At 63.8% G+C, this 23,839-nt stretch carries 23 protein-coding genes and 1 tRNA gene; 14 read left to right on the top strand and 10 right to left on the bottom strand.

The window, feature by feature from the left end; genetic code table 11:
- Window positions 1-51: 51 nt before the first annotated feature.
- Window positions 52-1,299, bottom strand: coding sequence for a mechanosensitive ion channel (locus FHS69_RS07880; protein WP_067499217.1), 1,248 nt, complete (start codon window positions 1,297-1,299; stop codon window positions 52-54).
- Window positions 1,300-1,409: 110 nt separating this feature from the next.
- Between FHS69_RS07880 and FHS69_RS07875 the strand changes: the two genes are divergently transcribed.
- Window positions 1,410-2,471 carry an isoaspartyl peptidase/L-asparaginase family protein gene (locus tag FHS69_RS07875; protein WP_208380267.1) on the top strand — a complete coding sequence of 354 codons (1,062 nt, stop codon included), beginning with the start codon at window positions 1,410-1,412 and terminating at the stop codon, window positions 2,469-2,471.
- Window positions 2,472-2,500: 29 nt separating this feature from the next.
- Here FHS69_RS07875 and FHS69_RS07870 read toward each other — a convergent pair whose 3' ends face one another.
- Complete coding sequence (locus tag FHS69_RS07870; protein WP_166777262.1) at window positions 2,501-3,394, bottom strand: prephenate dehydratase; 894 nt, start codon at window positions 3,392-3,394, stop codon at window positions 2,501-2,503.
- Between the two features lie 134 nt (window positions 3,395-3,528).
- Here FHS69_RS07870 and FHS69_RS07865 point away from each other — a divergent pair, with 134 nt between their 5' ends.
- Window positions 3,529-4,236: a c-type cytochrome gene (locus tag FHS69_RS07865; protein WP_166777261.1), complete on the top strand. Its 708-nt coding sequence runs from the start codon at window positions 3,529-3,531 to the stop codon at window positions 4,234-4,236.
- A gap of 77 nt (window positions 4,237-4,313) precedes the next feature.
- Here the strand turns inward: FHS69_RS07865 and FHS69_RS07860 are convergent, their stop codons facing one another.
- Together FHS69_RS07860 and FHS69_RS07855 are read right to left on the bottom strand one after the other, a co-directional pair.
- Complete coding sequence (locus FHS69_RS07860) at window positions 4,314-4,973, bottom strand: RlmE family RNA methyltransferase (RefSeq protein WP_067499224.1); 660 nt, start codon at window positions 4,971-4,973, stop codon at window positions 4,314-4,316.
- 108 nt (window positions 4,974-5,081) lie between these two features.
- Entirely contained in the window at window positions 5,082-6,296 is a 1,215-nt protein-coding gene (locus FHS69_RS07855; protein WP_166777260.1) for a Ppx/GppA phosphatase family protein, read from the bottom strand.
- 186 nt (window positions 6,297-6,482) lie between these two features.
- Between FHS69_RS07855 and FHS69_RS07850 the strand changes: the two genes are divergently transcribed.
- A tRNA-Gln gene (locus tag FHS69_RS07850) sits at window positions 6,483-6,556 on the top strand.
- A 229-nt stretch (window positions 6,557-6,785) separates the two neighbouring features.
- Here FHS69_RS07850 and FHS69_RS07845 read toward each other — a convergent pair.
- A complete protein-coding gene (locus FHS69_RS07845) occupies window positions 6,786-7,454 on the bottom strand; it encodes an outer membrane protein (RefSeq protein WP_166777259.1) in 669 nt (222 codons plus the stop codon).
- Between the two features lie 311 nt (window positions 7,455-7,765).
- Between FHS69_RS07845 and FHS69_RS07840 the strand changes: the two genes are divergently transcribed.
- From FHS69_RS07840 to ftsH, 6 genes are all read left to right on the top strand, one after another.
- Window positions 7,766-8,932, top strand: a complete 1,167-nt coding sequence (locus FHS69_RS07840) for an acyl-CoA dehydrogenase family protein (protein ID WP_208380266.1) — start codon at window positions 7,766-7,768, stop codon at window positions 8,930-8,932.
- A gap of 26 nt (window positions 8,933-8,958) precedes the next feature.
- Window positions 8,959-10,038: a CaiB/BaiF CoA transferase family protein gene (locus FHS69_RS07835; protein ID WP_166777258.1), complete on the top strand. Its 1,080-nt coding sequence runs from the start codon at window positions 8,959-8,961 to the stop codon at window positions 10,036-10,038.
- A 25-nt stretch (window positions 10,039-10,063) separates the two neighbouring features.
- A complete protein-coding gene (locus tag FHS69_RS07830; protein WP_166777257.1) occupies window positions 10,064-11,482 on the top strand; it encodes an aldehyde dehydrogenase family protein in 1,419 nt (472 codons plus the stop codon).
- Window positions 11,482-11,934, top strand: a complete 453-nt coding sequence (locus FHS69_RS07825) for a MaoC family dehydratase (RefSeq protein WP_166777256.1) — start codon at window positions 11,482-11,484, stop codon at window positions 11,932-11,934. The genes FHS69_RS07830 and FHS69_RS07825 overlap by 1 nt, the downstream gene beginning before the upstream one ends.
- A gap of 72 nt (window positions 11,935-12,006) precedes the next feature.
- The gene (locus FHS69_RS07820; RefSeq protein WP_341801732.1) at window positions 12,007-12,636 is read left to right on the top strand and encodes an exopolysaccharide biosynthesis protein; all 630 of its coding nucleotides are present in this window, start codon (window positions 12,007-12,009) and stop codon (window positions 12,634-12,636) included.
- A gap of 101 nt (window positions 12,637-12,737) precedes the next feature.
- On the top strand, window positions 12,738-14,696 hold the full coding sequence (gene ftsH, locus FHS69_RS07815) for an ATP-dependent zinc metalloprotease FtsH (RefSeq protein WP_166777255.1): 1,959 nt from the start codon (window positions 12,738-12,740) through the stop codon (window positions 14,694-14,696).
- Between the two features lie 89 nt (window positions 14,697-14,785).
- Here the strand turns inward: ftsH and FHS69_RS07810 are convergent, their stop codons facing one another.
- Both FHS69_RS07810 and rpoZ read right to left on the bottom strand, forming a co-directional pair.
- Window positions 14,786-15,967, bottom strand: coding sequence for a DUF3667 domain-containing protein (locus FHS69_RS07810; RefSeq protein WP_166777254.1), 1,182 nt, complete (start codon window positions 15,965-15,967; stop codon window positions 14,786-14,788).
- A gap of 107 nt (window positions 15,968-16,074) precedes the next feature.
- Window positions 16,075-16,419 (bottom strand): DNA-directed RNA polymerase subunit omega, encoded by a 345-nt coding sequence (gene rpoZ / locus FHS69_RS07805; protein WP_067461960.1) that lies wholly within the window; start codon window positions 16,417-16,419, stop codon window positions 16,075-16,077.
- Window positions 16,420-16,479: 60 nt separating this feature from the next.
- On the opposite strand from rpoZ, the gene FHS69_RS07800 reads away from it, so the two are divergent.
- Complete coding sequence (locus FHS69_RS07800; protein WP_166777253.1) at window positions 16,480-17,712, top strand: phospholipase D-like domain-containing protein; 1,233 nt, start codon at window positions 16,480-16,482, stop codon at window positions 17,710-17,712.
- Here the strand turns inward: FHS69_RS07800 and FHS69_RS07795 are convergent, their stop codons facing one another.
- Complete coding sequence (locus FHS69_RS07795) at window positions 17,713-19,233, bottom strand: replicative DNA helicase (RefSeq protein WP_166777252.1); 1,521 nt, start codon at window positions 19,231-19,233, stop codon at window positions 17,713-17,715.
- Window positions 19,234-19,382: 149 nt separating this feature from the next.
- On the opposite strand from FHS69_RS07795, the gene FHS69_RS07790 reads away from it, so the two are divergent.
- From FHS69_RS07790 to FHS69_RS07775, 4 genes are read left to right on the top strand one after another with little or no spacing between them, the layout of a single operon-like run.
- Window positions 19,383-19,886 carry a UPF0262 family protein gene (locus FHS69_RS07790; protein WP_094063872.1) on the top strand — a complete coding sequence of 168 codons (504 nt, stop codon included), beginning with the start codon at window positions 19,383-19,385 and terminating at the stop codon, window positions 19,884-19,886.
- A gap of 9 nt (window positions 19,887-19,895) precedes the next feature.
- Window positions 19,896-20,624: a glycoside hydrolase family 25 protein gene (locus FHS69_RS07785; protein WP_166777251.1), complete on the top strand. Its 729-nt coding sequence runs from the start codon at window positions 19,896-19,898 to the stop codon at window positions 20,622-20,624.
- Between the two features lie 9 nt (window positions 20,625-20,633).
- Window positions 20,634-21,038: a cytidine deaminase gene (locus tag FHS69_RS07780; RefSeq protein WP_166777250.1), complete on the top strand. Its 405-nt coding sequence runs from the start codon at window positions 20,634-20,636 to the stop codon at window positions 21,036-21,038.
- Window positions 21,035-22,057 (top strand): S66 peptidase family protein, encoded by a 1,023-nt coding sequence (locus FHS69_RS07775; RefSeq protein ID WP_166777249.1) that lies wholly within the window; start codon window positions 21,035-21,037, stop codon window positions 22,055-22,057. The genes FHS69_RS07780 and FHS69_RS07775 overlap by 4 nt, the downstream gene beginning before the upstream one ends.
- 25 nt (window positions 22,058-22,082) lie before the next feature.
- On the opposite strand, the gene FHS69_RS07770 is transcribed toward FHS69_RS07775, so the two are convergent.
- Entirely contained in the window at window positions 22,083-23,222 is a 1,140-nt protein-coding gene (locus FHS69_RS07770) for a M14-type cytosolic carboxypeptidase (RefSeq protein WP_166777248.1), read from the bottom strand.
- Window positions 23,219-23,827 (bottom strand): DUF4136 domain-containing protein, encoded by a 609-nt coding sequence (locus FHS69_RS07765; RefSeq protein ID WP_166777247.1) that lies wholly within the window; start codon window positions 23,825-23,827, stop codon window positions 23,219-23,221. The genes FHS69_RS07770 and FHS69_RS07765 overlap by 4 nt, the downstream gene beginning before the upstream one ends.
- Window positions 23,828-23,839: the final 12 nt, after the last annotated feature.

The raw sequence follows: 23,839 nt of genomic DNA, 5'->3' as shown, positions 1-23,839 counted from the left end.
CGGGAGAATGACTTCCCGCGCCCTTGTGCGATACCGAAGGGTCGTCTTGCGTTACGCGCCCGGCGGCAGCGGATCATTCGCTTCGGGGGCGGGCTTGGCCTTGCGCTTGGGCTTAGCTGCGGGTGCCGTGGCACCACCCAGATCGCTATCCATCTGTTCGAGCTTGCGCGCCGCCCAGTCGCGCCCGCCAAGGCCGAAGGCGAGCGCCCCGGCCACGGCGATGCCCGCGATAAGGATGGTCAGCGCATTGGCCGGGATCATTCCGCCGATGCCGGTGAACTGCAGCCCCATGAAGACGAACAGGATGATCGTCGCCCAGCGCACGATGGTCGCGGCCGTGGTGCCGCCGGCATCACCCGAAATAAGTCGGGCCAGCAGATTGGCGATCAGGAAGCCGAAGGCGATGACCACTGCCCCGAAGATCACCCGGCCACCCAGTTCGAGCAGCTGGTCGAGGATCGCGGTCAGCTCGGGGAAACCGAGCAGCCGTGTGGCGGCAATCGCGAAGAACAGCACGATCGCGACCTGGACCACGCGGGCGATGATGCCTGATGCCGTGGTTCCTTCGCTCACCAGCCCGCTTTCGGCCAGTGCACGATCGACCCCGAGGCCGGGCAGCACTTCCTTGACGATCTGGACCACGAACTTGCTGATGAGATAACCGATGCCCAGCAGGATCGCGGCAGCGATGATGTTCGGAATTGCGGCGAAGATCATCCGCAGCATCTCCGAAGCGGGGGCGCTGATCGAATCGATTCCCAACTGTTCGAGCGCGGCAATGGCGACCGGGATCGCGATCAGCACATAGACAATCGTGCCGATGGTCTTGCTGATGGCCGAATTGCCCGTGACATTGTCGACCCCGCCGCGATTTGCCCATTTGTCGAAATCGACCGTCTGCAGCGTCGTGACGACGAGGTCGCGGACGATCCGCGCCACCATGATGCCGATGAAGAAGATCAGTCCCGCCCACAGCAAGTTGGGCAAGAAGGCGACGACATTCTCGAGCAGACTGTCGATCGGTCCGGCGACCCCGCCCAGTTCGAGGATGTTGAGCACGATCAGCAGACCGAACAGCCAGACCAGCAGGCTGACGATCTTGCCCAGCGATTCACCCAGCGACTGACCACTGCCGGTCCCGCGCTTGAAGAAATCGACAGTGTCGACGAGTTTGGCAAAAGCCCATTTGGCTGCGCGCGCGACGAGCCAGGTGATCAGCAGCGCGACGAGGGCCAGAAGGATTTTCTCCCCCAGTTCCATCGCCAGCTGTTCGTTGAAACGATAGCGGTCGAAAATCATGAAACCGTCTCCCCATTAGGTTCCGTTACGGCAGGGCTAACATGCGTGCCGCGAATCCACAAAGCGGTTTGGCGGGTGCAGTGGAAAAGCTGTCATGCTAGGCTTGGCGCATGAGAGTAATCCCGACCCGGTTCGGCGGTGCGCTGGCCGCATTTTTCGCCATGGTTTCAACCCCGCTCGTCGCGCAGGACGAGGATGCCGGCTGGTCGCTCGCGATCCACGGCGGGGCCGGGACGATTGCGCGCGAAAACATGACGCCGGAACAGGATGCGGCCTATCGCGCGGCGCTCCAACGTGCGCTCGACGCCGGCGCGGCGGTACTGCGCGATGGCGGCTCGGCAATGGAAGCGATCCAGGCAGCGATCGAACCGATGGAGGACGATGCGCTGTTCAACGCCGGGCGCGGTGCGGTGCTGACCTGGGACGGGGACATCGAGCTAGATGCCTCGATCATGGACGGTCGCACGCGCAATGCCGGTGCGGTGGCGGGGGTCACCGGTATACGGCACCCGATCGAACTTGCGCGGCTTGTCATGACCGACAGTCCGCATGTCATGCTCGCGGGCAAGGGCGCGGAAACCTTCGCTGAAGAGCGAGGCCTGGAGCGGATGCCGCGCGAGTGGTTCGAGACCGAGCGACGAAAGGAAGCGCTCGAGCGCCTGAAGGCGGAACGGCTTTCCGCTCTCGATGTCGATATCAAGTTCGGTACCGTGGGTGCGGTCGCGCGGGACAGCAAGGGCAATTTGGCCGCGGGAACCTCGACCGGCGGGATGACGGGCAAGCGCTGGGGGCGCGTCGGCGATGCCCCGGTGATCGGCGCGGGCACCTATGCCGACAATCGCGCCTGCGCGGTATCGGCGACCGGCTGGGGGGAATTCTTCATTCGGGTCGGGGTGGCGCAGGAAATCTGCACGCGGATCCGCCTCGTGAGGCAGCAGGCGGCATTCGCCAGCGGTGGTGCGCAGCATGCCGAATGGCTCGCCGGGCAGGATTATGTGCAACGGATCACCGATGCCGTGCTCGCCGAAGTCGAGGAATTGGGCGGCGATGGTGGTGTCATCGTCGTCACACCGCTGGAAGACCCGGTTTTCGGTATGAACACCAGCGGGATGTATCGCGGCCGTGCAACAAGTGGCGGCGTCAATGAAGTCGCTATCTACGCCGACGAGTAGTCCCGCCGCAGCGGGTCACGCCAGACCGTTCAACCGCGCTTGCGCGCCTGGGCGTAGCTACCCAGCAACCGCACGCCGTTGGTCTGGAACGCGAGCTCTTCGAACGCAGTGTCGACGCGCGGGTCGCCGGGAACGCCTTCGATATCGGCGAAGAATTGTGTCGCGGCGAAGCTGGCACCCTTCTGGTAGCTTTCGAGCTTGGTCATGTTGACGCCGTTGGTCGCGAAGCACCCCAGGGCCTTGTAGAGCGCCGCCGGGATGTTCTTTACCTCGAATATGAAGGTGGTCATCGCCGAGGCCCCGACCAGCATCGCAGGATCCAGCGCATCCTTTGCCAGCACGACGAAGCGGGTGGTGTTGTCGGGCGCATCTTCGACCTCGCGCTCGACGATTTGGAGTCCATAGAGATCGGCCGCCAGGGCGGGCGCGATCGCGGCGACATCGGGCTTGCCGCTTTCCGCAACGAACGCCGCAGCGCCCGCGGTATCGGCATGGCTGAGGCCGACGATGCCGCGCTCGCCAAGGAAACGGTGCGATTGCCCCAGCGCCTGGGGATGGCTGTAGGCGGCCTCGAACGGCCCACTGCCCAGCGCCATCAGGCAATGGGTGATGCGCATGAAGTGTTCGGCGACGATACACAGCCCGCTTTCCGGAAGCAGGAAGTGGATGTCGGCCACCCGCCCGTGCTGGCTGTTCTCGATCGGAATCATCGCACAGCCGGCGGTGCCGCTTTCGACCGCTTCGAGCGCATCTTCGAAGCTGAAGCAGGGCAGAGGCAAGGCCTCGGGCGCGAACTGCATCGCGGCCTGGTGCGAATTCGATCCCGGCGCCCCACCAAAGGCGATCGCGCGCAGCGGATCGGCCGCGGCGGCGGCGCGCATGGAATCGACGAGAGCGAGAGCGGGCTTGGCGAATTGACGCATGATGGCGGGGGGTACGGGCGGCTTCGCGCCGCATCAAGCGCTATTGCACCCTGCGCACTTGCGAAAGGCGACGCTGCGCACTAGAGCGGCGCGCAACCATCTGACCAACCGAATTTCGCCGGGTAATTTACGTAATGGACGATCGTTTCAACACCGCTGCAGGCTGGGTCCTTGGCGCTGCTATCGTGGCGCTGGGCGCCTCCATCGCGTCGGGCATGTTTTTCCATGCCGATTCCGGCGAACTGCCGGAAGGCGTCGAACCGGGCTATTTCATCGAAGGCGAGGCCGAAGAAGGTGGCGCCGATTCGGGGCCGGACCTCGGTACGCTCCTCGCGAGCGCGGATGCGGCTGCCGGCGAGAAGGTTTTCGCCAAGTGCACCGCGTGTCACACAATCGACCAGGGTGGTGCCAACGGCATCGGCCCCAATCTCTACGGCGTGATGGGCAAGCCGATCGGCAGCCACGCGGCAGGATTCGCCTACAGTTCCGCGCTGCAGGACAAGGGCGGCAACTGGACCTGGGAAGCGATGAACGAATGGCTGACCAGCCCGCGTGGCTTCGCCAATGGCACGAAGATGAGCTTTGCCGGCCTCGGCAAGCCTGAAGATCGCGCCAATGTCATGGAATTCATGGCCAGCTATGGCGGCGCCCCGGCCAAGCCTGAACCCGCCGCGCCCGAAGCCGAAGACGCCGGTGAAGACGCACCCGGCGCAGGCCAGGGTCCGGTCGAAGGTGCCGAAGCGGGCGCTGCGGAATCGGCGACCGGCATGAGCGCCGACCAGCCTGTTCCGGCTGCCAATGCTGCGACCAACACCGATGCGGCAACCAAGGTCGACGAATAGTATCAGCGGTTATCGCGGAAGATCGAACGGGCCCCGCTTCGGCGGGGCCTTTTCTTTTGGGCGCTAGCCCGCGCCGATCAGCCTTTGAACCCCTGCGCGATCACATACCATTCGCTCGACCCCTTCCGGCTGGCGGGGGGCTTGGCGTGCTTGACGGTGCGGAAATGCTGCTTGAGCAGGTTGAGCAAATCGGTGTCGGTGCCACCGGCCAGCACCTTGGCGAGGTAGGTCCCGCCGGGCGCGAGGTTCTCGATCGCGAACCATGCGCCTGCCTCGACCAATCCCATGGTGCGCAGGTGGTCGGTCTGCTTGTGGCCGACCGTGTTGGCGGCCATGTCGCTCATGACCAGCTCCGCCTTGCCACCCAGCGCCTCTTCCAACACGCGCGGCGCATCGTCGTCCATGAAATCCATCTGGAAGATGGTGACGCCATCGATCGGTTCGACCTCGAGCAGGTCGATCCCCACGACATGCGCCTTGGGCTTTAGCTTGCGCACCACCTGGCTCCACCCGCCCGGCGCGATGCCGAGGTCGACCACGCGCGTGATGCCCTTGAGCAGTCCGAACTTCTCGTCGAGCTCGATCAGCTTGTAGGCGGCACGGCTGCGATAGCCTTCGGCCTTGGCCTGCTTCACATAGGGATCGTTGAGCTGGCGCTGCAGCCAGCGGGTCGAACTGGCGGTGCGTTTCTTCGCCGTGCGGACCCGCGTATCGCGATCCTTGCCCGAACGTGACATTATGAATCACCTTTCTTGACGGGACAGCCGGTTCCGGACGGGCATCTCTCGCACCCGCGAAAAGGGCCCTGCCCTGTCATGACCGAGCCATGCCGCTCTGCACCCCAATCAGACATCCTGTTCTCGCATGCGCTGCAGCGCGGCGCGGCTGCGCTCGCCTTCGGCATCGGCGGCGATCAGGCTGCGCAGGATGCCTTCGCGAATGCCGCGGTCGGCGACGCCCAGTTGCGCGGCGGGCCAGATGTCGAGAATCGATTCGAGGATCGCGCAGCCCGCGATGACGAGATTCGCGCGATCGTCGCCGATGCAGGGCAATTGCTTGCGGTCGGCGGCGCACATGCGCGAGAGGCGGGTCGAAATGTCGCGCATCGATTGCGAAGGGACGATCAGCCCGTCCACTGCGCGCCGGTCGTATTGCGGCAATTCGAGATGCAGGCTGGCCAGCGTCGTCACCGTTCCGCTGGTGCCCAGCAGCCGGATGGGTGCCGGCCCGCTGATGTGGCTGCGGATGCGCTCGGCGAATTCGGCGAAGCTGCGACCCACCGTGGTGCGCATCCCGGTGTAGCGATCGAGCCGTTCGGCCTCGGTTGTATCCGAACCCTGCACCGTGTCCGTCAGCGACACCACGCCCCAGGGTACGCTCAGCCAGTCGACGATCCGGGGGACCTTGTCGCCCGGCTGGACCAGCACCAGCTCGGTCGAGCCACCGCCGATGTCGAAGATGATCGCGGGACCTTCGCCCTCCTCGAGCAGGATGTGACAGCCCAGCACCGCCAGCCGCGCCTCTTCCTGCGCCGAGATGATATCGAGCATGATCCCCGTTTCGCGGCGCACGCGCTCGATGAAGGCGGGGCCGTTCGAGGCACGGCGACAGGCCTCGGTCGCGACTGAACGCGCCAGCCGGACATTGCGGCGCCGTAGCTTCTCGGCGCAGACATGCAGCGCGGCCATGGTGCGCTCCATCGCTTCGTCGGACAGCTTTCCGCTTGCGGCGAGCCCTTCGCCCAGCCTGACGACGCGGCTGAACGCATCGATGACCGTGAAGTTCTCGCCCGAAGGCCTCGCGATAAGCAGGCGGCAGTTGTTGGTGCCAAGATCGAGCGCGGCATAGGCCTGGCGATGCGTGCCCGGGCCGGGCGTAACGGCCGGTACCGGCCCCCGCGATACGGGTTTGCCATCGCGGCGCGACGCATTGCGCCGCTCGCCACGTTTGCCGTCGGGCCGGGAGGGGCGCTTGTAGCGGAAATCGGCTACCTTGCCGGACTTGCCGCCCCGTTTGGTCCCATGCCCCCTTTTTGTGTCCGGCGGAGGATGGTCCGCCATACTTCGGAGCTTTCTTTTTCCTCCCGTGCAAACCCTTGTGCACGGGGACTTGTCGCCGACGCTAGCCGCGAAGCCGAAGCGGGGCAAGTGGCGTGGGCAGACGCGGGGTTGACCTGAGCGCTGCACAAAACTAGATGCGCGGCCTCTTCCGGAGCAAGCCGCGATTCTCGCCCTTCCGGAACCTGATGCCCCGTCGTCTAATGGTAAGACTACGGACTCTGACTCCGTCAATTGAGGTTCGAATCCTCACGGGGCATCCATTGATTTTATCGCGCTATGCAATTGATCGGGGTTGCCTGACGATAGCTGCCAGTTCGATGCGCTTACTTGCTAGCGCCTCGATTGGGGTCGACGCGGCACACATTCAGTCCTTCACCCGCGATTGCTGGTGCCGTACGAAGCACCTTCGCGCGCCGAATGTTTAGGATCGTGGAAATGCACGGATCCCATGCGGTTTAAGGGGAGGGGCAAATCCCCCCCCCTCTCCGGTCAAAAACGCATGCCGAGGCCAAGAACAATCTGATGGCGATTGAGATCGCCATACTCGAAAATCTCGCCGATATCGGCGTTTTCGCCATCCATCTCGGCTTCGCCATCCCCGTACATCGAGAGGCGATACTCGACTTTTGCGAAGGCATTTTTCGAGAACGCGAATTCGGAGCCGACACCGAGACGCAGGCCGTCGAAGGTCGCGGATGCGCTATCGGCGAACGTCTCGCCATCGACGGTTCCGGTCATGGAAAACTTGGCGCGTGCATTTGTGTAGCCCGCCTTGACGTAAACAAGCGAGCGGTCACTCAATTGGCCACCCAAACGGATGCCGGCGTAAAGATCGCGGCCAGCATCGAGGCTGGCAGCGATGTCTACCTCACTCCCGAGAAGCTCGCCGACATAAGAATCTTCGATCCCAACGCCCGAGTCGGCATATTCGATTTCGACGCCGAGAAGCGTACCCCCAATAGACACGTCGTAACCCGCGGCGACGCCATAGGCGAAGCCACCCTGATCATCGCTCAGCGTTTCGCCGAAAACGTCTTCGTCGATAGAGATCTCGACAATATCGTAGCCGGCCACGGCCTCAACGTGAAAGCCGTCGAAATTGCCGCTGGTGTCCTGTGCAATGGCAGGCGTCGCTGCCATTGCGGCGAGCGAAGCCAAGAGCGCACTGAATTCTCTCATTTGTTAGATTTCCCTATTATCCCAGAGTGTTGGGTGCTGCGGGCATAGGGTGGCGTGCTTTACGGAAAGTTACGTAGGCACAGATCGCTCAATAATATTGGCAAGGCGTCCAAATTAACTTCCGCACCGATCCGGACATTCACTGAGAACTTGTCTCTGCGTTCGCATTTTTCGTATCTGCGAAGAGATCGCATCGCGGGTTCGCGAGATCGGGAAATGCAATCCGGTCTCCCCAATCTGCCCATCATCTGCCGTTGCCAAAGCGGTCCCTGCGCGCCAAACAGGTTGCAATGGGAGACGGAATTTTGAACGAGACCTTTCCGGAGATCCGCGAAGCGGTGCGGCGGCTGTGCGCGCGCTTCCCGGGTGAATATTGGCGGAAGCTTGATCGCGAGCGCGCCTATCCGAGCGAATTCGTGGCTGCGCTGACCGAGGCGGGCTTTCTTTCGGTGCTGATCCCGGAAGAATATGGCGGATCGGGTCTGGGGCTGGAGGCCGCCTGTGCCGTTCTGGAGGAGATCCACCGCTCGGGCTCGAATGGCGGCGCCTGCCACGCGCAGATGTATACGATGGGCACGCTGCTGAAGCATGGCTCAGAGGAACAGAAGCGCCATTACCTGCCGAAGATCGCCAGCGGCGAATTGCGGCTGCAGGCTTTCGGCGTGACCGAGCCGGGAGCGGGCACCGATACGACCCGTATCTCCACCTTCGCGCGGCGCGAGGGCGACGATTACGTGGTCAACGGACAGAAAATCTGGATCAGCCGTGCCGAGCATTCGGACCTGATGGTATTGCTGTGCCGCACCACGCCGCGTGAAGAATGCGCCAAGCCCTCCGACGGGATGAGCGTATTGCTGGTCGACATGCGCGAGGCAGTGGGCAACGGGCTGACGATCCGCCCTGTGCGGACCATGCTCAACCATGCCACCACCGAACTGTTCTTCGACGATCTGCGTGTGCCCGCCAGCGCGCTGATCGGCGAGGAGGGCAAGGGCTTCCGCTACATCCTTTCGGGCATGAATGCCGAACGCATCCTGATCGCCAGCGAATGCATTGGCGACGGGCGCTTTTTCATCGACCGCGCGGCGGCCTATGCGAAGGACCGCAGCGTGTTCGGACGTGCCATCGGCGAGAACCAGGGCGTCCAGTTCCCCATCGCGCGCGCCTATGTCCAGCTATCCGCCGCGGCCGAAATGGTGACCAAGGCGGCACGCATGTTCGATGCGGGTGAGACTGCCGGGACCGAGGCGAACATGGCCAAGATGTTGGCCAGCGAAGCGAGTTGGGCGGCCGCCGACATGTGCATCCAGACGCATGGCGGGTTCGGCTTTGCCGAGGAATACGACATCGAGCGCAAGTTTCGCGAGACGCGGCTCTACCAGGTCGCGCCGATCAGCACGAACCTGATCCTGAGCCATGTCGCCACGCATGTGCTCGACCTGCCCAAAAGCTTCTAAAAAACGCTATTCCCGAGGAGAGAGAAATGTCGAGCAACGGTCCGCTGACCGGCCTTAAGGTCGTCGAATTCCAAGGCATCGGGCCCGGCCCGCATGTTGCCATGATGCTGGCGGACATGGGAGCCGAAGTGGTGCGTATCGAACGCGCGGGGCACCAGCCGATGAACCCGGTGGTCGAACGTGCGCGTCACCGCGCCGCAGTCGACCTAAAGAGCGCGGAGGGCAAGGCCTTCGTCGAGCAGGCCCTCGCACATGCCGATGTGCTCATCGAGGGGTTCCGCCCGGGTGTCATGGAGCGCTTGGGGCTGGGGCCCGACGCGGTTCTGAAGGTCAATCCGCGGCTGGTCTACGCGCGGATGACCGGCTGGGGGCAGGAAGGCCCGCTGGCCCAGGCCGCAGGACACGATCTCAACTATATCGCGATCACCGGCGCGCTCGACGCGATCGGCAAGCGCGGCGAACTGCCCGTGCCGCCGCAAAACCTTGTCGGCGATTTCGGCGGCGGGTCGATGTATTGCGCGATGGGCATTCTCGCCGCGCTGTTCGAACGCCAGTCGAGCGGCAAGGGCCAGGTCGTCGACGCGGCGATCGTCGACGGCGTGACCAGCCTGATGAGCTTCTTCTACGGCCAGCCGCATAGCGCGCTGCGCACGGTCGAACGTGGCGCGGGCCTGCTTGGCGGTGCAGCGCATTTCTATCGCTGCTATACCTGCAAGGACGGCAAGGAAGTCAGCGTCGGTGCGATCGAACCGCAATTCTACGCCGAATTGCTCCAGCGCGCCGATGCGCCCGAGCACTTGCGCGAAGCACAGATGGACCCGGGCAAGTGGGACAGCTACGCCGACGATCTTGCGGAGCTTTTCGCAACCAAGACCCAGGCCGAATGGTGCGAATTGCTCGAGGGAACCGATGCCTGTTTTGCGCCCGTGATTCCGCTCGATGAGGCAAAGGATCATCCGCATATGAAAGCGCGCGGGGCCTATGTCGAACAGGATGGCCGCTGGCACACCGCGCCCGCGCCGCGCTTCGATCGCACGCCCAATACCGTTCGCGAGAGCGCTCAGGATGGCGAAGAGGTGGTGGCGCGCTGGCGACAGGAGGGCTAGAGGCGCGCGCAAAGGAGAGTTTCCGATGCGCGAATGCACCCAGTTCTACATCGACGGCCAGTGGGTCGACCCGGTCACCGAAAACACGGTAGCGGTCGAAAACCCCGCCACCGAAGAAACGATCGGTCACATCAGCTTCGGCACGGCGGCCGATGTCGACAAGGCCGTCGCCGCCGCGCGGCGTGCCTTCGAGAGCTTCAGCCAGACCAGCAAGGAAGAGCGGCTGACGCTGCTGCGCGCGATCCAGGCGGAGATCGAGAACCGCAAGGAAGAGCTCGCGACCGCGGTCAGCGACGAGATGGGTGCGCCGCTCAGCCTCGCGAACGGGCCGCATGTCGGGCTGCTCGCCGGCCATTGCCAGAAGGCGATCGAGATCCTCGAAGGCTTCGCTTTCGAACGGCAGGATGGGCCGACGCTGCATGTGTGGGAGCCGGTTGGCGTGGTCGGCATGATCACCCCGTGGAACTGGCCGCTCAACCAGATCGCCTGCAAGGTCTTCCCCGCGCTGGCGACGGGCAACACCATGGTGCTCAAACCCAGCGAGATCGCGCCCTTCAACGCCTATATCTTCGCCGAGATCATGCATGCGGCGGGTGTTCCCGCAGGCGTGTTCAACCTGATCAATGGCGACGGGCCGGGCGTCGGCGAGGCGATCAGCGGCCATCCCGATATCGACATGGTCAGCTTTACCGGTTCGACCCGGGCGGGCATCGCGATCGCCAAGAATGCCGCCGATACGGTCAAGCGCGTGGCGCAGGAACTGGGCGGCAAGAGCCCCAATATCGTGCTCGACGATTCCGCTTTCACCAAGTCGGTTGCCAAGGGCGCCGTCGCGATGATGGGCAATTCGGGCCAGACCTGCACCGCGCCCAGCCGCATGCTGGTCCCGCATGCGCGGATGGAGGAAGCCAAGGCGGCAGCCAAGGAGGCTGCCGAAGGCGTCATCCCCGGCGATCCGAAGGGCAATGCCGCTATCGGCCCGGTGGTCAGCCGCGCGCAATGGGACAAGATCCAGGGCCTGATCGAAAAAGGTATCGAGGAAGGTGCGACATTGGTCGCAGGCGGCCCCGGCAAGCCCGAGGGGCTCGAGACCGGTCACTACGTCAAGCCGACCGTCTTCGCCGATGTCACCAACGACATGACCATCGCGCGCGAGGAAATCTTCGGCCCGGTGCTCTGCATCCTCGGTTACGAGGATTACGACGACGCGATCCGCATCGCCAACGACACCGAATACGGGCTGGCGAGCGCGATCACCGGCGAGGACATCGAACTGGCCCGCAGCCTTGCCAAGCGCATTCGCGCGGGCCGCGTGGCGATCAACGGCGGCTACGATCTCGGCGCTGCCTTCGGTGGCTACAAGAAGTCGGGCAATGGCCGCGAATGGGGCGAATGGGGCTTCCACGACTTCCTTGAGGTCAAAGCCGTGATGGGGCACGGCTGATGGCAGGGAAGTATTTCGACGAATGGCAGGTCGGCGATACGCTGACGCATGACATCCGCCGGACGGTGACCGAGACGGATAATCTGCTGTTCACCACCATGACGCACAACCCGCAGCCGCTCCATCTCGATGCGGAAGCGGCCAAGGCCAGCGAGTTCGGCCAGATCCTGGTCAACGGGACCTTCACCTTCTCGCTGATGGTGGGCCTCAGCGTCGGTGACACCACGCTCGGTACCCTTGTGGCCAATCTGGGTTACGACAAGCTGGTGATGCCCAAGCCGGTGTTCATTGGCGATACGCTGCATGCGACGAGCGAGGTCATCGGCCTGCGCGAAAGCAAGTCGCGCCCCGATGCGGGTATCGTTACCTTCCTCCATGAGGCGATCAATCAGCGCGGCGAGGTCGTTTGTCGCTGCGAGCGGTCGGCGCTGCTCCAGAAGAAGCCGAACTGATCTGAGCCACTGCGTCCTCGCTTGCACCCATTTGCTCGTGTCGAGCGTTGGGCGTGAAAGGGAGTGCGGCGAGTGTCACAAGAACCCACCAGCATGGGCGATGTCATCGGCGAGTTGGACGAACTCGCATCGAACCACGAAAAGGTCTGCGTGGGCGATGTGCTGGACGATTTTGGCGCGCGCAGTTTCGGTCCCTTCATCATGATCCCCGCGCTGCTCGAACTGGCCCCGGTGGGTGGCATCCCCGGCCTGCCGACCGCGCTTGCGCTTTTCATCTCGCTGATCGCCGTCCAGTTGCTGCTTGGGCGCGATCACGTGTGGATGCCGCATTTCGTCCAACAGCGCGCGGTGGGATCGAAGAAATTGCACAAGGCGGTGGGCAAGCTGCGGGGGGTCGCGAGTTTCCTTGACCGTCACAGCAAGGGACGGATGGAAGGTCTCACGCAAGGAACGGCAATCAAGCTCGTGGCAGGGGCCATACTGCTGCTGTGCTGCACCGTCCCACCGCTCGAATTTTTTCCCTTCGCCAGTTCCATCCCGATGCTCGCCATCGCCGTTCTCGGTCTCGCCCTGACCGTTCGCGACGGCGCTTTGGTGCTAGGAGCACTGGTGTTTACCGGTATCGCCACCTCCATCGGCATCGCGATGTACGTGAATTCGTCGGGTTCGGGCGCCGAGAGTGGCGTGCTGCCGTTCCTGTGATCGACCGGCTGATTGCCAGATAGCGGAAATTCCGCGGCCCGGGTCAACTTGCCATTCACCCGTGGCATCCTACATAATCGGGCGATGAAAGGAATCCGCGCATGAGCGACCAGAACTCCCCGCCCGAACCCGAAGGCAACGGCCCCAATCCTTGGGTCAAGAGCCTGATGATCTGGGGCGGCATCTTTCTTGCGCTGCTGATGGTCGTGTCGCTGTTCGGCGGCGGATCGAGCGGCAATGGCGCGCAGATCCTCTATTCCGATTTCCGAGACAAGGTTGCCGAAGGTTCGGTTGCCAGTGTGCAGATATCGGAAACGTCGATTGTCGGCGAAATGAAGAACGGCGAGCAGTTCTCGACCATACCGGTGACCAATGACACCACACTGCCGCAACTGCTCGAGGACAATGGTGTCCGCTATTCGGGTGCGGAGGCGGAAAGCGGCAATCTGCTGCTCTATGCGCTTATCCAGATACTGCCCTTCGTGCTGATCCTCGGCATAGCCTTCTTTGCGCTGCGACAGGTGCAGAAGGGCGGCGGTGCGGGCGGCGCGATGGGCTTCGGCAAGTCCAAGGCCAAGCTGCTCACCGAACGACAGGGCAAGGTCACCTTCGACGATGTCGCGGGGATCGACGAAGCACGCGAAGAGCTTGAGGAAATCGTCGAGTTCCTCAAGGACCCGCAACGCTTCTCCAAGCTCGGGGGCCAGATTCCGAAAGGCGCGCTGCTGGTCGGCTCGCCCGGCACCGGCAAGACGTTGCTGGCCCGCGCCATCGCGGGTGAGGCAGGCGTGCCGTTCTTCACCATTTCGGGTTCGGATTTCGTCGAGATGTTCGTCGGCGTTGGCGCCAGCCGCGTGCGCGACATGTTCGAACAGGCGAAGAAGAACGCGCCCTGCATCCTGTTCATCGACGAGATCGATGCGGTCGGCCGCAGCCGTGGTCACGGCCTCGGCAATTCGAACGACGAGCGCGAACAGACGCTGAACCAGCTGCTGGTCGAGATGGATGGCTTCGAAGCGAACGAAGGCATCATCATCATCGCGGCGACCAACCGTCCCGATGTGCTCGACCCCGCGCTGCTGCGCCCGGGGCGGTTCGACCGGCAGGTGGTGGTGCCGGTGCCCGATATCGACGGGCGCGAGAAAATTCTTGCGGTCCACATGAAGAAGGTGCCGCTGGCGCCCGATGTGAACCCGCGTACGATCGCACGTGGCACCCCCGGTTTCTCGGGTGCGGACCTCGCCAATCTTGTCAATGAGGCGGCACTGCTCGCGGCGCGTCGCAACAAGCGGCTCGTCGCGATGCAGGAATTCGAGGATGCCAAGGACAAGGTCATGATGGGCGCGGAGCGCCGCAGCATGGTCATGACCGAGGACGAGAAGAAGATGACCGCCTATCACGAGGCCGGCCACGCGCTCGTGAGCCTCAATGAGCCGGCATCGGACCCGATCCACAAGGCGACGATCATCCCGCGCGGCCGGGCGCTGGGCATGGTGATGCGGCTGCCCGAAAGGGACAGCTATTCCTACCACCGCGACAAGATGCATGCGAACCTCGCAGTGGCGATGGGCGGTCGCGTAGCCGAAGAGATCATCTTCGGGCACGACAAGGTATCGAGCGGTGCCTCGGGTGATATCCAGTATGCCACCGACCTCGCCCGCAACATGGTCACGAAATGGGGCATGAGCGACAAGCTCGGGCCGCTTCAGTACGAAGAGAGCCAGGAAGGCTATCTCGGCATGGGCCAGACCGCGCGCACCATGGGCGGCGCCGAAACCAACAAGCTGATCGACGCCGAGATCAAGGAGCTGGTCGAAGGCGGCCTCAAGCGGGCTACCGAGATTCTCACCGCGCAGGAAGACAAGCTGCACCTGCTGGCGCAAGCCATGCTCGAATACGAGACCCTGACCGGCGACGAGATCGACCAGCTGATGAAGGACGGCAAGATCGACCGGCCCGATGAGCCCAAGGGCCCGGTCGCGGTGAAGCCGGTTTCGGGCGTTGCCGTACCCAAGGCGGGACGCAAGCTGGGCGGGGGGCCGGCACCGCAAGGCGCCTGATCCTTGACTTCAGAGAAAGCGTCTTCGCGACGCGAAACGCCCTTCCGGTTCCGACCGGGAGGGCGTTTTCGTTGCGACGCCCGTCTCGGCTAGAAGAGCCCGAGCAGCGCCAGGAGGGCGGTGAACATCAGAAGGATGAACACGATCGCGACGCTGAGCACCGTCAGTCGCCATAGCGCCGAGAAGCGCGATAGCCGGTAGGTCCCACGCAAATGTTTGTAGATGTGGACCGGCGGGATGAAGATCGACAATAGTGTCATGGTCGAGGCGCCCGCACCGGCGAGACCCGCCAGCACAATCGCCAGGATGAACAGCGTCATGAAGCTCAGCGAGTAGGTGACGAAGATTGCGTGGTCGTATGCCCTGAATGCGCGCTTCCAGGCAAACAACACCCATACGAAGGGTATCGAGAGCGGGATCAGGAGCCAGCTGAATTTGTAGAAGTTGGTCTGCAGTTTGTAGAGCATGAGCCCCGGGTTCATGCGCCACTTCTTGACCGCGGTTTGGATCCAGGGAACGCTTTCCAGCTCACCCTCCCAACCTTCGACCGTTGCCAGTTCGCTGTTCGCGTCCGCCGGTGCGATTTCAGTGTCGTTGCCTTCCCTGGGCGCTTCAGCGGCAACGGCGGGGCGTGCGCCGACTTTCGGATCGCCAAGAAAGGGCAGCTCGCTGCGCGCCTTTACCAGTGCATCGAGCTGGCGTTCGACATCGGCGAGCGATTCCTGTGCGCGTTCCCTGCGCGTCTCGCTGATCTCCGGATCGTCCACGCGTGAGGCGAAGAGGTCGCGCCGTTCGAGCAATTCACTTTGCTGCTCGGCGGTCAGTTCCTGCAATTGCGCGTCGGTGTCGCCGGGAATGTCGACGGGTGCGCTGATCCCGGCGATCTGGAATACGGCGAACATCAGGAAGATGCAGAACAGGAACAGTGCCATCGGGCTGACGAAGCGCTTGCGCTGACCATCGATGTAACGCCGGGTCAGTTCGCCAGGCTTGCCGATCAGCAGTGGTAGCGTGCGCCAGGTCTTGCCGTCGAAATGCAGCGCGCCGTGCAGCAGATCGTGCATGAAAGCGCTGAGTGTGCGGTGCAGATGCGCCTGTTGCCCGCAGGAATGGCAATGGTCCCCGATAAGTTCGGTGCCGCAGTTGAGGCATGCACCCTCGGCGAAATGGCCCTTGCTCAGCGTCGTCGCCTGGTTCGACTTGCCAGCCACGGCGCGCGCGAACAACCCGCCTTCTACGGCTGTCCCGACCCCTTCTGCGATATCGGTCATGCTGCCTCCCTGTCGCGGGACAAGGTAATGCGCTCGACCCCTGTGCTGCAATGCAAAAAGGCCGCCCGGAGGCGGCCTTTCAGAGAACCATCGTCGGTATCGACCGATCAGCCGTCGTAATCGGCCCCGATCGAGGTCGAGCGCGTCGGCGCCGAAGCGGTGATCCGGAGCGCTTCGGCCGACTGGCTGAGCGAGCCGACTTCATCCATCTCGTCGTCGTCGTCCGGCAGGATTTTCTGCAGGTTGGTGACCGCGGCTTCGTGCAGTTCCTTGGGCTTGATCGTCTGTTCGGCGATCTCGCGCAGGGCAACGACCGGGTTCTTGTCGCGATCGCGATCGAGGGTCAGCTCCGCGCCGCCCGAAATCTCGCGCGCCCGCTGGGCAGCCAGCAGGACGAGATCGAAACGGTTGGGGACCTTGTCTACGCAGTCTTCGACAGTAACGCGCGCCATGGGGCACTCCGATGCAAATCAAGTGATTCCGGGAAAGCGCAGCACTTAGGCGGTAGCCCCGTGATAGTCAAGGATTTGCGCGGTGCGGACAAGCGGCTAAGCCCGCCGGCGATGGAAGACGCGCAAGCTGCCGACCCGGTTGCGGACTATGCCGAACCGGCGCCGTTCGAGGCCATGGCCGCGGGCCAGCGGCTCGTCTTTTATCCGGCAGGCGCCGACCGGCGTCGTGCCTTGTTCGAACTCGTCGAGAATGCCCGTGATACGCTAGATGTGTGCTTCTACATCTTCGCCGAGGATACGGTGGGCTCGGAGTTTCGCGATGCGCTGGCCGCAGCGGCGAAACGGGGGGTACGGGTAACGCTCATCATCGACCAGTTCGGCGCGGCCGTAAGCGATCAGTTCCTGAGCCCGCTGACCGATGCGGGCGGTATCTGCCTGCGCTTTTCGGCCAAGTGGACGCGACGCTATCTCATCCGCAACCACCAGAAACTGGTCATCGCCGATGGCACCCGTGCCATGTTCGGCGGTTTCAACATTGCCGATGACTATTTCGCTCCGCCCGAACGCAATGGCTGGGCCGATCTGGGCATCGTGATCGAGGGAACGGCGATTGCGGGGCTGACCGACTGGTATGCGCGGCTGCGCCAATGGACCGAGCGCGAGGAGCAGCATGCGCGCGAAATCGCGCGGACGGTGCGCGATTGGCAGTGGGACCGGCCCGGGGTCACCTGGCTGGTCGGCGGCCCGACGCGAGGGCTGTCGAGTTGGGCGCGCTGCGTTTCCGATGACTTGATCGAAGGCGAACGGCTGGACATGTTCATGGCGTACTTCAGCCCGCCAAAGCGATTGCTCCGTCGCATGGGCGCGATCGCCGCCAAGGGGGCCACGCGGCTGGTCATGGCGGGCAAGTCCGACAATGGCGCGACCATAGGTGCCAGTCGCTCGCTGTACAGTTACCTCCTCAAGAAACGCGCGCGAATCTGGGAATTCGCACCGTGCAAGCTGCACACCAAGCTGATCGTGCTCGATGATACGGTGTACCTGGGCAGCGCCAATTTCGACATGCGCAGCCTCTACATAAATCTCGAGTTGATGCTGAAGATCGAGGACGCCGCCCTGGCCGATCGGATGCGCGAGTTCGTGGGGCAACAGATCGGGGCCTCGCAGCCGATTACCGCAGCGTTGCACCAGCGGCGAGCAACGCTGGCCAACCGTATCCGCTGGAACCTTAGCTGGTTGCTGGTCTCGGTGGTCGACTACACCGTCACCAGACGGCTCAATCTCGGGATCTGATCACTCGTAATCCTCGTAATGTCGCACGTCGGGGCTCGAGAATTTGGTGATTTCGCTGTGAAACAGCAGCGGGACATTGCCGGTCGAGCCATGGCGCTGCTTGGCGACGATCAGCGTCGCCTTGTTGACCAGTTCGAGATGACGTGCTTCCCACTCGGCATATTTCATCCGCACCTCTTCCGAACTGGTCTCGTCCGGCGTGTCGGGCTTGAGCGCGTTATGGTAATATTCGGCGCGGAAAATGAACCACACCATGTCGGCGTCCTGCTCGATCGATCCCGATTCGCGCAGGTCGGCCAGCTGCGGGCGCTTGTCGTCGCGCTGCTCGACCTGTCGCGATAGCTGCGACAACGCAATCACGGGAACGTGCAGTTCCTTGGCCAGCGTCTTGAGCCCGCGGCTGATTTCCGAAATTTCGTTGACGCGATTGTCGCTCGCGCGGCCCGAGCCCTGCAGCAATTGCAGGTAATCGACGATCACCAGCCCGATATCGTGCCGCCGCTTGAGCCGCCGCGCACGCGTGCGCAGCGCGCCGATCGTGAGCGCGGGGGTGTCGTCGATATAGAGCGGCAGGTCGGTCAATTCCTGGCTGGCGAATGACAGGCGCTGGAATTCATCGCGGCTGAGCTTGCCCGAACGTAGCTTCTCGCTCGAGATTTCCGCCTGTTCGGCCAGAATACGCGTGGCCAACTGGTCGGCGCTCATTTCGAGGCTGAAGAAGGCGACGCCCGCACCGGGCGACTTTTCGGTCTCGATCCCGGCCTTCTGGTCGTCCATCAGCCGGCGCGCGGCATTGAAGGCGATGTTGGTGGCGAGCGAGGTCTTGCCCATGGCCGGGCGCCCCGCGAGGATCACGAGGTCCGAATTGTGCAGGCCCGAAGTCTTGTCGTTGATCGTGTCGAGACCGGTGGTCTTGCCCGAAAAGCGACCGCCGGAGTTCATCGCCGCCTGTACCACTTCGAGCGCGCCGAAGGCAGCCTTGCGGAAGCTTTGCGCCTCATTGCCTGTGCTGGCCCCTTCGGCCACCCGATAGAGGTCGGCTTCGGCCTGCTCGATCTTGCGCAGCGGTTCGACCTCGTCCGAGGTGTCGAGCGCGCCTTCGACGAGATTGCGGCCCACGCTGACGAGTTCGCGCAGCAGCGCCAGGTCGTAGATCTGCTCGGCCAGTTCGCGCGGATGCAGCAGGCCCTGGCCATCGGCGGTGAGTTGCGCGAGATAGGTGACCCCGCCCAATTGCTTGAGCGCTTCGTCGCTTTCGAAATAGGGCTTGAGAGTGACCGGCGTGGCAACCGAATTGCGTTCAAGCAATTTGTGCACGCGCTCATAGATGCGCTGGTGCACCGGCTCGAAGAAATGGTCCGGCATCAGCGGAGTGGTCAGTTCCTCGATGACCTTGTTGTCGATCAGCACGGCACCGAGAAAGGCCGCCTCGGCTTCGAGGTTTGCGGGCAGGACCGGGCCCTTCGCGGGCTTCTCGGAAGTCGAATCGTCGGCGGGGAAAAGGAGATCGGTGTCGGCCATGCGCTATCAATGCCTTTTGCATGGTCGCAGTGGAAGCTATTCGCCCGGCGAAATTTTTCGATCGCCAACGCTTGGCCTGTGGATAGTGGGGACACAGTTTCACCCCCTTGCCGCCACCCGCCTAACTCTGCGAAAGCACCCTGTAACGCATGACCGAATCCGCATCCTCCCCCGGCGACCATCGCATCGCGCATATCGAGCTCGACGAGGAGACGATCATCTGGCGCAATGCCGATATCGAACAGGAGCGGCGGATCGCGATATTCGATCTGATCGAAGAAAACAGCTTCAAGCCGCTGCGCGCGGTGGAGCGCGGCGCGAAGGGTCCCTACCGCCTGAAGCTGGCAGTGCGCGACGGCCGGTTGCTGATGGAGATCGCCGACCAGCAGGAGCGGCTGCTAGAAGAATTACTGCTCGGGCTCGCGCGCTTCCGCCGCCCGATTCGCGAGTATTTCGCCATTTGCGACAGCTACTATCAGGCGATCCGCAAGGCGACCCCGGCCGAAATCGAGACGATCGACATGGCGCGGCGCGGAGTGCACAACCAGGCTGCCGAATTGTTGATCGAACGGCTCGAGGGGAAGATCGAGACCGATTTCGCCACCGCACGCCGGTTGTTCACGCTCATTTGCGTCCTGCACATCAAGGGCTGAGGCAGCGTCATGGCCAAAGCTCCGCGCCGACGGCGAAAGCCCCGTTCGCCAAGGCGGCTTTCGGCCGGGACCAAGGCGGCCTTGTTCCTGCTGATCGTGGTGGCGATTGCAGCGGGCTATGCCTGGCACGAGGGGCGCAGCTGGCGGCCCGACGAGGCGGTGTGGCCAGATCAGGGCGCGCTGATCGGCGCTGCTGACGGGGCGATCGATTTCGGCACTCTTGCCGGGTTGGGAGCGCAATTCGTCTATCTTGAAGCCAGCGACGGCGCGGGGCGCAAGGATGTCGGCTTTGCGCAGAACTTCGCGCGTGCGCGGCGATCCGGCCTTGCCGTCGGCGCAGCGCACCGGTTCGATCCCTGCGCGGTAGCAGACGGGCAGTCGGCCAACTTCGTCACCATGGTTCCGCGCGACGAGAGCCTGCTGCCGCCCGCGATCCTGCTCGAAAGCACTGCCGACGATTGCCCGTCGCGCGTTTCCGACGCGGCCGTGCAGAGCGAGCTGACAACCCTGGTCAACCAGATCGAGGCGCACAGCGGAAAGCCCGCAATCCTCGCGCCCGTCGAGGCGTTCGAAAATGCCTATGCACCCTCGCGCCGGTTCGACCGCCAATTGTGGCTGACGCGCAGCTGGTTCGAGCCCGACTACGCGATTCGGCCGTGGCTGATGTGGACCGCCAACAAATGGTACAAGACCGAAGCCGCGCACGAACCCTTGCGCTGGGTGGTCGTGCGCCCTTGAGGATTTGCGATGACCGATGACGATCTGATTGCCGCCGCGCGCGATGCTGCTGCAAAATCCTATTCCCCCTATTCCGGCTTTCCCGTGGGCGCCGCACTGCGGTTTGCCGATGGCAGCGTGGCAACCGGCACCAATATCGAGAATGCGAGCTATGGCCTTGCGCTCTGCGCCGAGACCGTGGCGGTATCGAAGGCGATGGCCGACGGAGTGCGAGGCGGACTCGTCGCGGTTGCCGTGACAGGACCGGGGGACGAGCCGATCTCGCCCTGCGGACGCTGCCGACAGGTCCTCAACGAGCTTGCGCAATTGGGCGGGACCGACCCCGACATCCTTTGCGTGGGTCCGCATGAGGTCCGCCGCTTGCGGCTTTCGGAACTGCTGCCGCACGCATTCGGGCCCGCGAGCCTGACATGACCGGTCGACGTGGCGCGCTGGGCCTGCTGGGCGGGCTGGCGGGCTCAGCGCTGCTGCCTGCCGCCACGCTGGGTGCACCGGTTGCGGCCAGGCCGCCTCGTCTGCGGCCCGGCGATACGGTCGGGTTGGTCGCACCTGCCAGTGCAGTGACGTTGCCGGAAGAGCGTGACCGGGCGCTGCACTGGATCCGGGGCATGGGGCTGGTTCCACGGCTGGGTGCGCACACCGAAGACCGGCACGGCTATCTCGCTGGCACCGATGCCGACCGCGCAGCCGATCTCAACGCCATGTTCGCCGACCCTGATATCCGCGCGATCTTCGCGGTGCGTGGAGGCTGGGGCGGTGCGCGGATCTTGCCGCTGCTCGACTGGCCGGCGATCCGTGCCAATCCCAAGCTGCTGATCGGTTACAGCGACACCACCGCATTGCATTGCGCGATCGCCGCGCGCTGCGGTTTTCCCACCCTCCATGCCCCGAATGCAGCAAGCAGCTGGGAGAAAACGAGCTGGGACAGCTTGTGGCGGATCGCATTCGCTGCCGATGTCCCGGTGCTGGGCGGTGCTGCGGTCGAACAAGCGGTTGGACGTCCCGCGCGGACCCTGGTGGAGGGAACCGCCCGGGGGCGCCTGCTTGGCGGCAATCTCACCATCCTGTCGACATTGATGGGCACGGGCTGGCTTCCGTCCTTCGACGGCGCGATCCTGTTTCTCGAGGATATCAACGAGGATCCCTACCGGGTCGATCGCATGCTGCAGCAACTCGGCTTGGCGGGGGTGATGGACCGGGTCAGTGGCGTGGTCTTCGGCCAGTGCACCCGTTGCGACCTGCGCGACCCCGACTATGCCGGCTTTACGCTCGACGACGTGCTGAACCAGCATCTTGGCGACTTGCGTGTGCCTGTCGTGACCGGCTTCAATACCGGCCACGTCCGCAGTCAACTGGCATTGCCCATCGGCGTGCCGGTCGAGCTCGATGCGGAAGCGCGGACGCTCCGCATGCTCGAACCGGCAGTCGCCTGAATCGCCCGATCGGGGCGCGGCCCGATCAGCCCTCGGCGGTGTCGAGGAACTCGAGCAGCGCGGCGAGACAGTCGCGCGCCAGCATCTTGCAACGCTCGGGGCTCCAGCCTTGTTCGGGCTCGGGGTTGGCCTTGTTGTCCTTGTAGGGCATTTCCAGCGTCATCGCGGTCGCGCCGAAACGCTCCGCGACCTGGTTGGTGCTCATCGCCAGATTGGCCTTGCCCGGTGCGGCCTTGGTATAGCCGAATTCGGTCTGGAAGTCGGGCGTGCGCCGATCGAGTATCGCCTCGTAGCGATAATAGCGTTCACCGTGGGCGTCGGTCCACGCAGGGATGCCCTCGTAGCCGGCAAGGAAGGCGACCGGGATCGCTTCGTCGCCGTGGACGTCCATGGCGAAATCGACGCCGGTTTCGTCCATCCGGTTGCGGATCGCAAGAACCTCGGGCGACTTCTCGGGTGTCGGATCGGCCCATTCGCGATTGAGGTTGGTGCCCGCGGCATTGACGCGCAGGTTGCCGCGCTTCGATCCGTCGGGATTGCAGTTAGGCACCAGATGCAGGCGACAGCGCTTTCGCAGTTCGCGTCCGACGCTGTCGGCCGGGTCGGTCAACACTTCTAGCGCACCTTCCATCCACCATTCGGCCTGCGTTTCGCCGGGATGCTGGCGTGCGTAGAGCCAGACCTTGTATTCGCCATCGCCCATTTCGAGCGCGTCGAGCGGTTGTCCGTCGAGCGTCGTTCCCAGATGCACGTGATCGACCCCTTCCGAGGCCGCAGCTTCGGCGATCAGGTCGTGATGGCGTTCCATCGAATAGGGCGCGAAATAGGCGAACCAGGCGATGTCGCTGGCGGGCGTATAGCGGATCGTCAGCGTGCCGCCCTCGATATCGCGGTCGTAGCTTGACGGCGCACGCCCCCAATAGTCGCGGTCTTCGGAGACGCAGGCGTCGTAATCGGGCCAGCCACCCGGATAGGCGCTTTCTTCGAGCCCGGTAATGCGCAACTCCAGTTCGCGACCAGCGGCGCCGGCGACGCGGAAGTGGAACCATTGCTTGAATTCGCTGTGCGTGTCCTTCAGGATCGCTAGCGTGGCGGTCGCGCCACTCACCGACAGCACTTCAATATTGCCGCTGTCGAAGGCGGCGTCGATCCGGATATCGCTCACTCGGAAACCTCTACTTTTATCGTTTCGCCATTGTTGCCGGGAAATTCCCGGAACAGCGCGGAGGCGACCGTCTGGGCGTTCGCCTGTCCGCGTGCAAGGGGTGAATCCTCGGGCGGTCGGAAATCGGCGCGGCCTTCCCACAGGCTTTCGCCGCTGGCCTTGTCGCGGATCGTGACCGCAAGTTCGGTGCCCAACCGGTCCTTGGCGCCGCCGCCAAGATTGATGCCAATCCCTACTCCGACACCCGACCCGTAGCTGCCGGTCGAGCCGCCGACGCCGACGCTCACCGGGCTCCGCTTCCCGGCGCTGTCGAGTGCGTAGCGCACGAGCGTCACCTGCGCGATCTGGCCGGCCTCGCTGCGATCGGCTTCGCGATAGCCGAGTCGGCCAAGCTCATCGGCTACCGCGGCCTTGTATGGCGCGAGCGCGAGGCCGTCGATGTCGCCTCCGGGCGCAGTCTCGACGAAAATCGGGCCCTTGCCCAGTTCGGCAGTTCGCTCGGCGGCAACGAAGCGGGTAACTTCGACTGGGCCGACAGGCGTAGTGCAGCCTGCAAGCGCCAGCGCCGCAGCCGTGCCCAAGGCGATGGGGAGGGGGGTCTTCATGCGCGATCCTTC

Origin of the sequence: Qipengyuania flava (assembly GCF_011762005.1) — a bacterium.
GTDB lineage: Bacteria > Pseudomonadota > Alphaproteobacteria > Sphingomonadales > Sphingomonadaceae > Qipengyuania > Qipengyuania flava.
The sequence above is the reverse complement of the archived record's forward strand: the minus strand, read 5'-3'. Positions and strand labels throughout refer to the sequence as shown.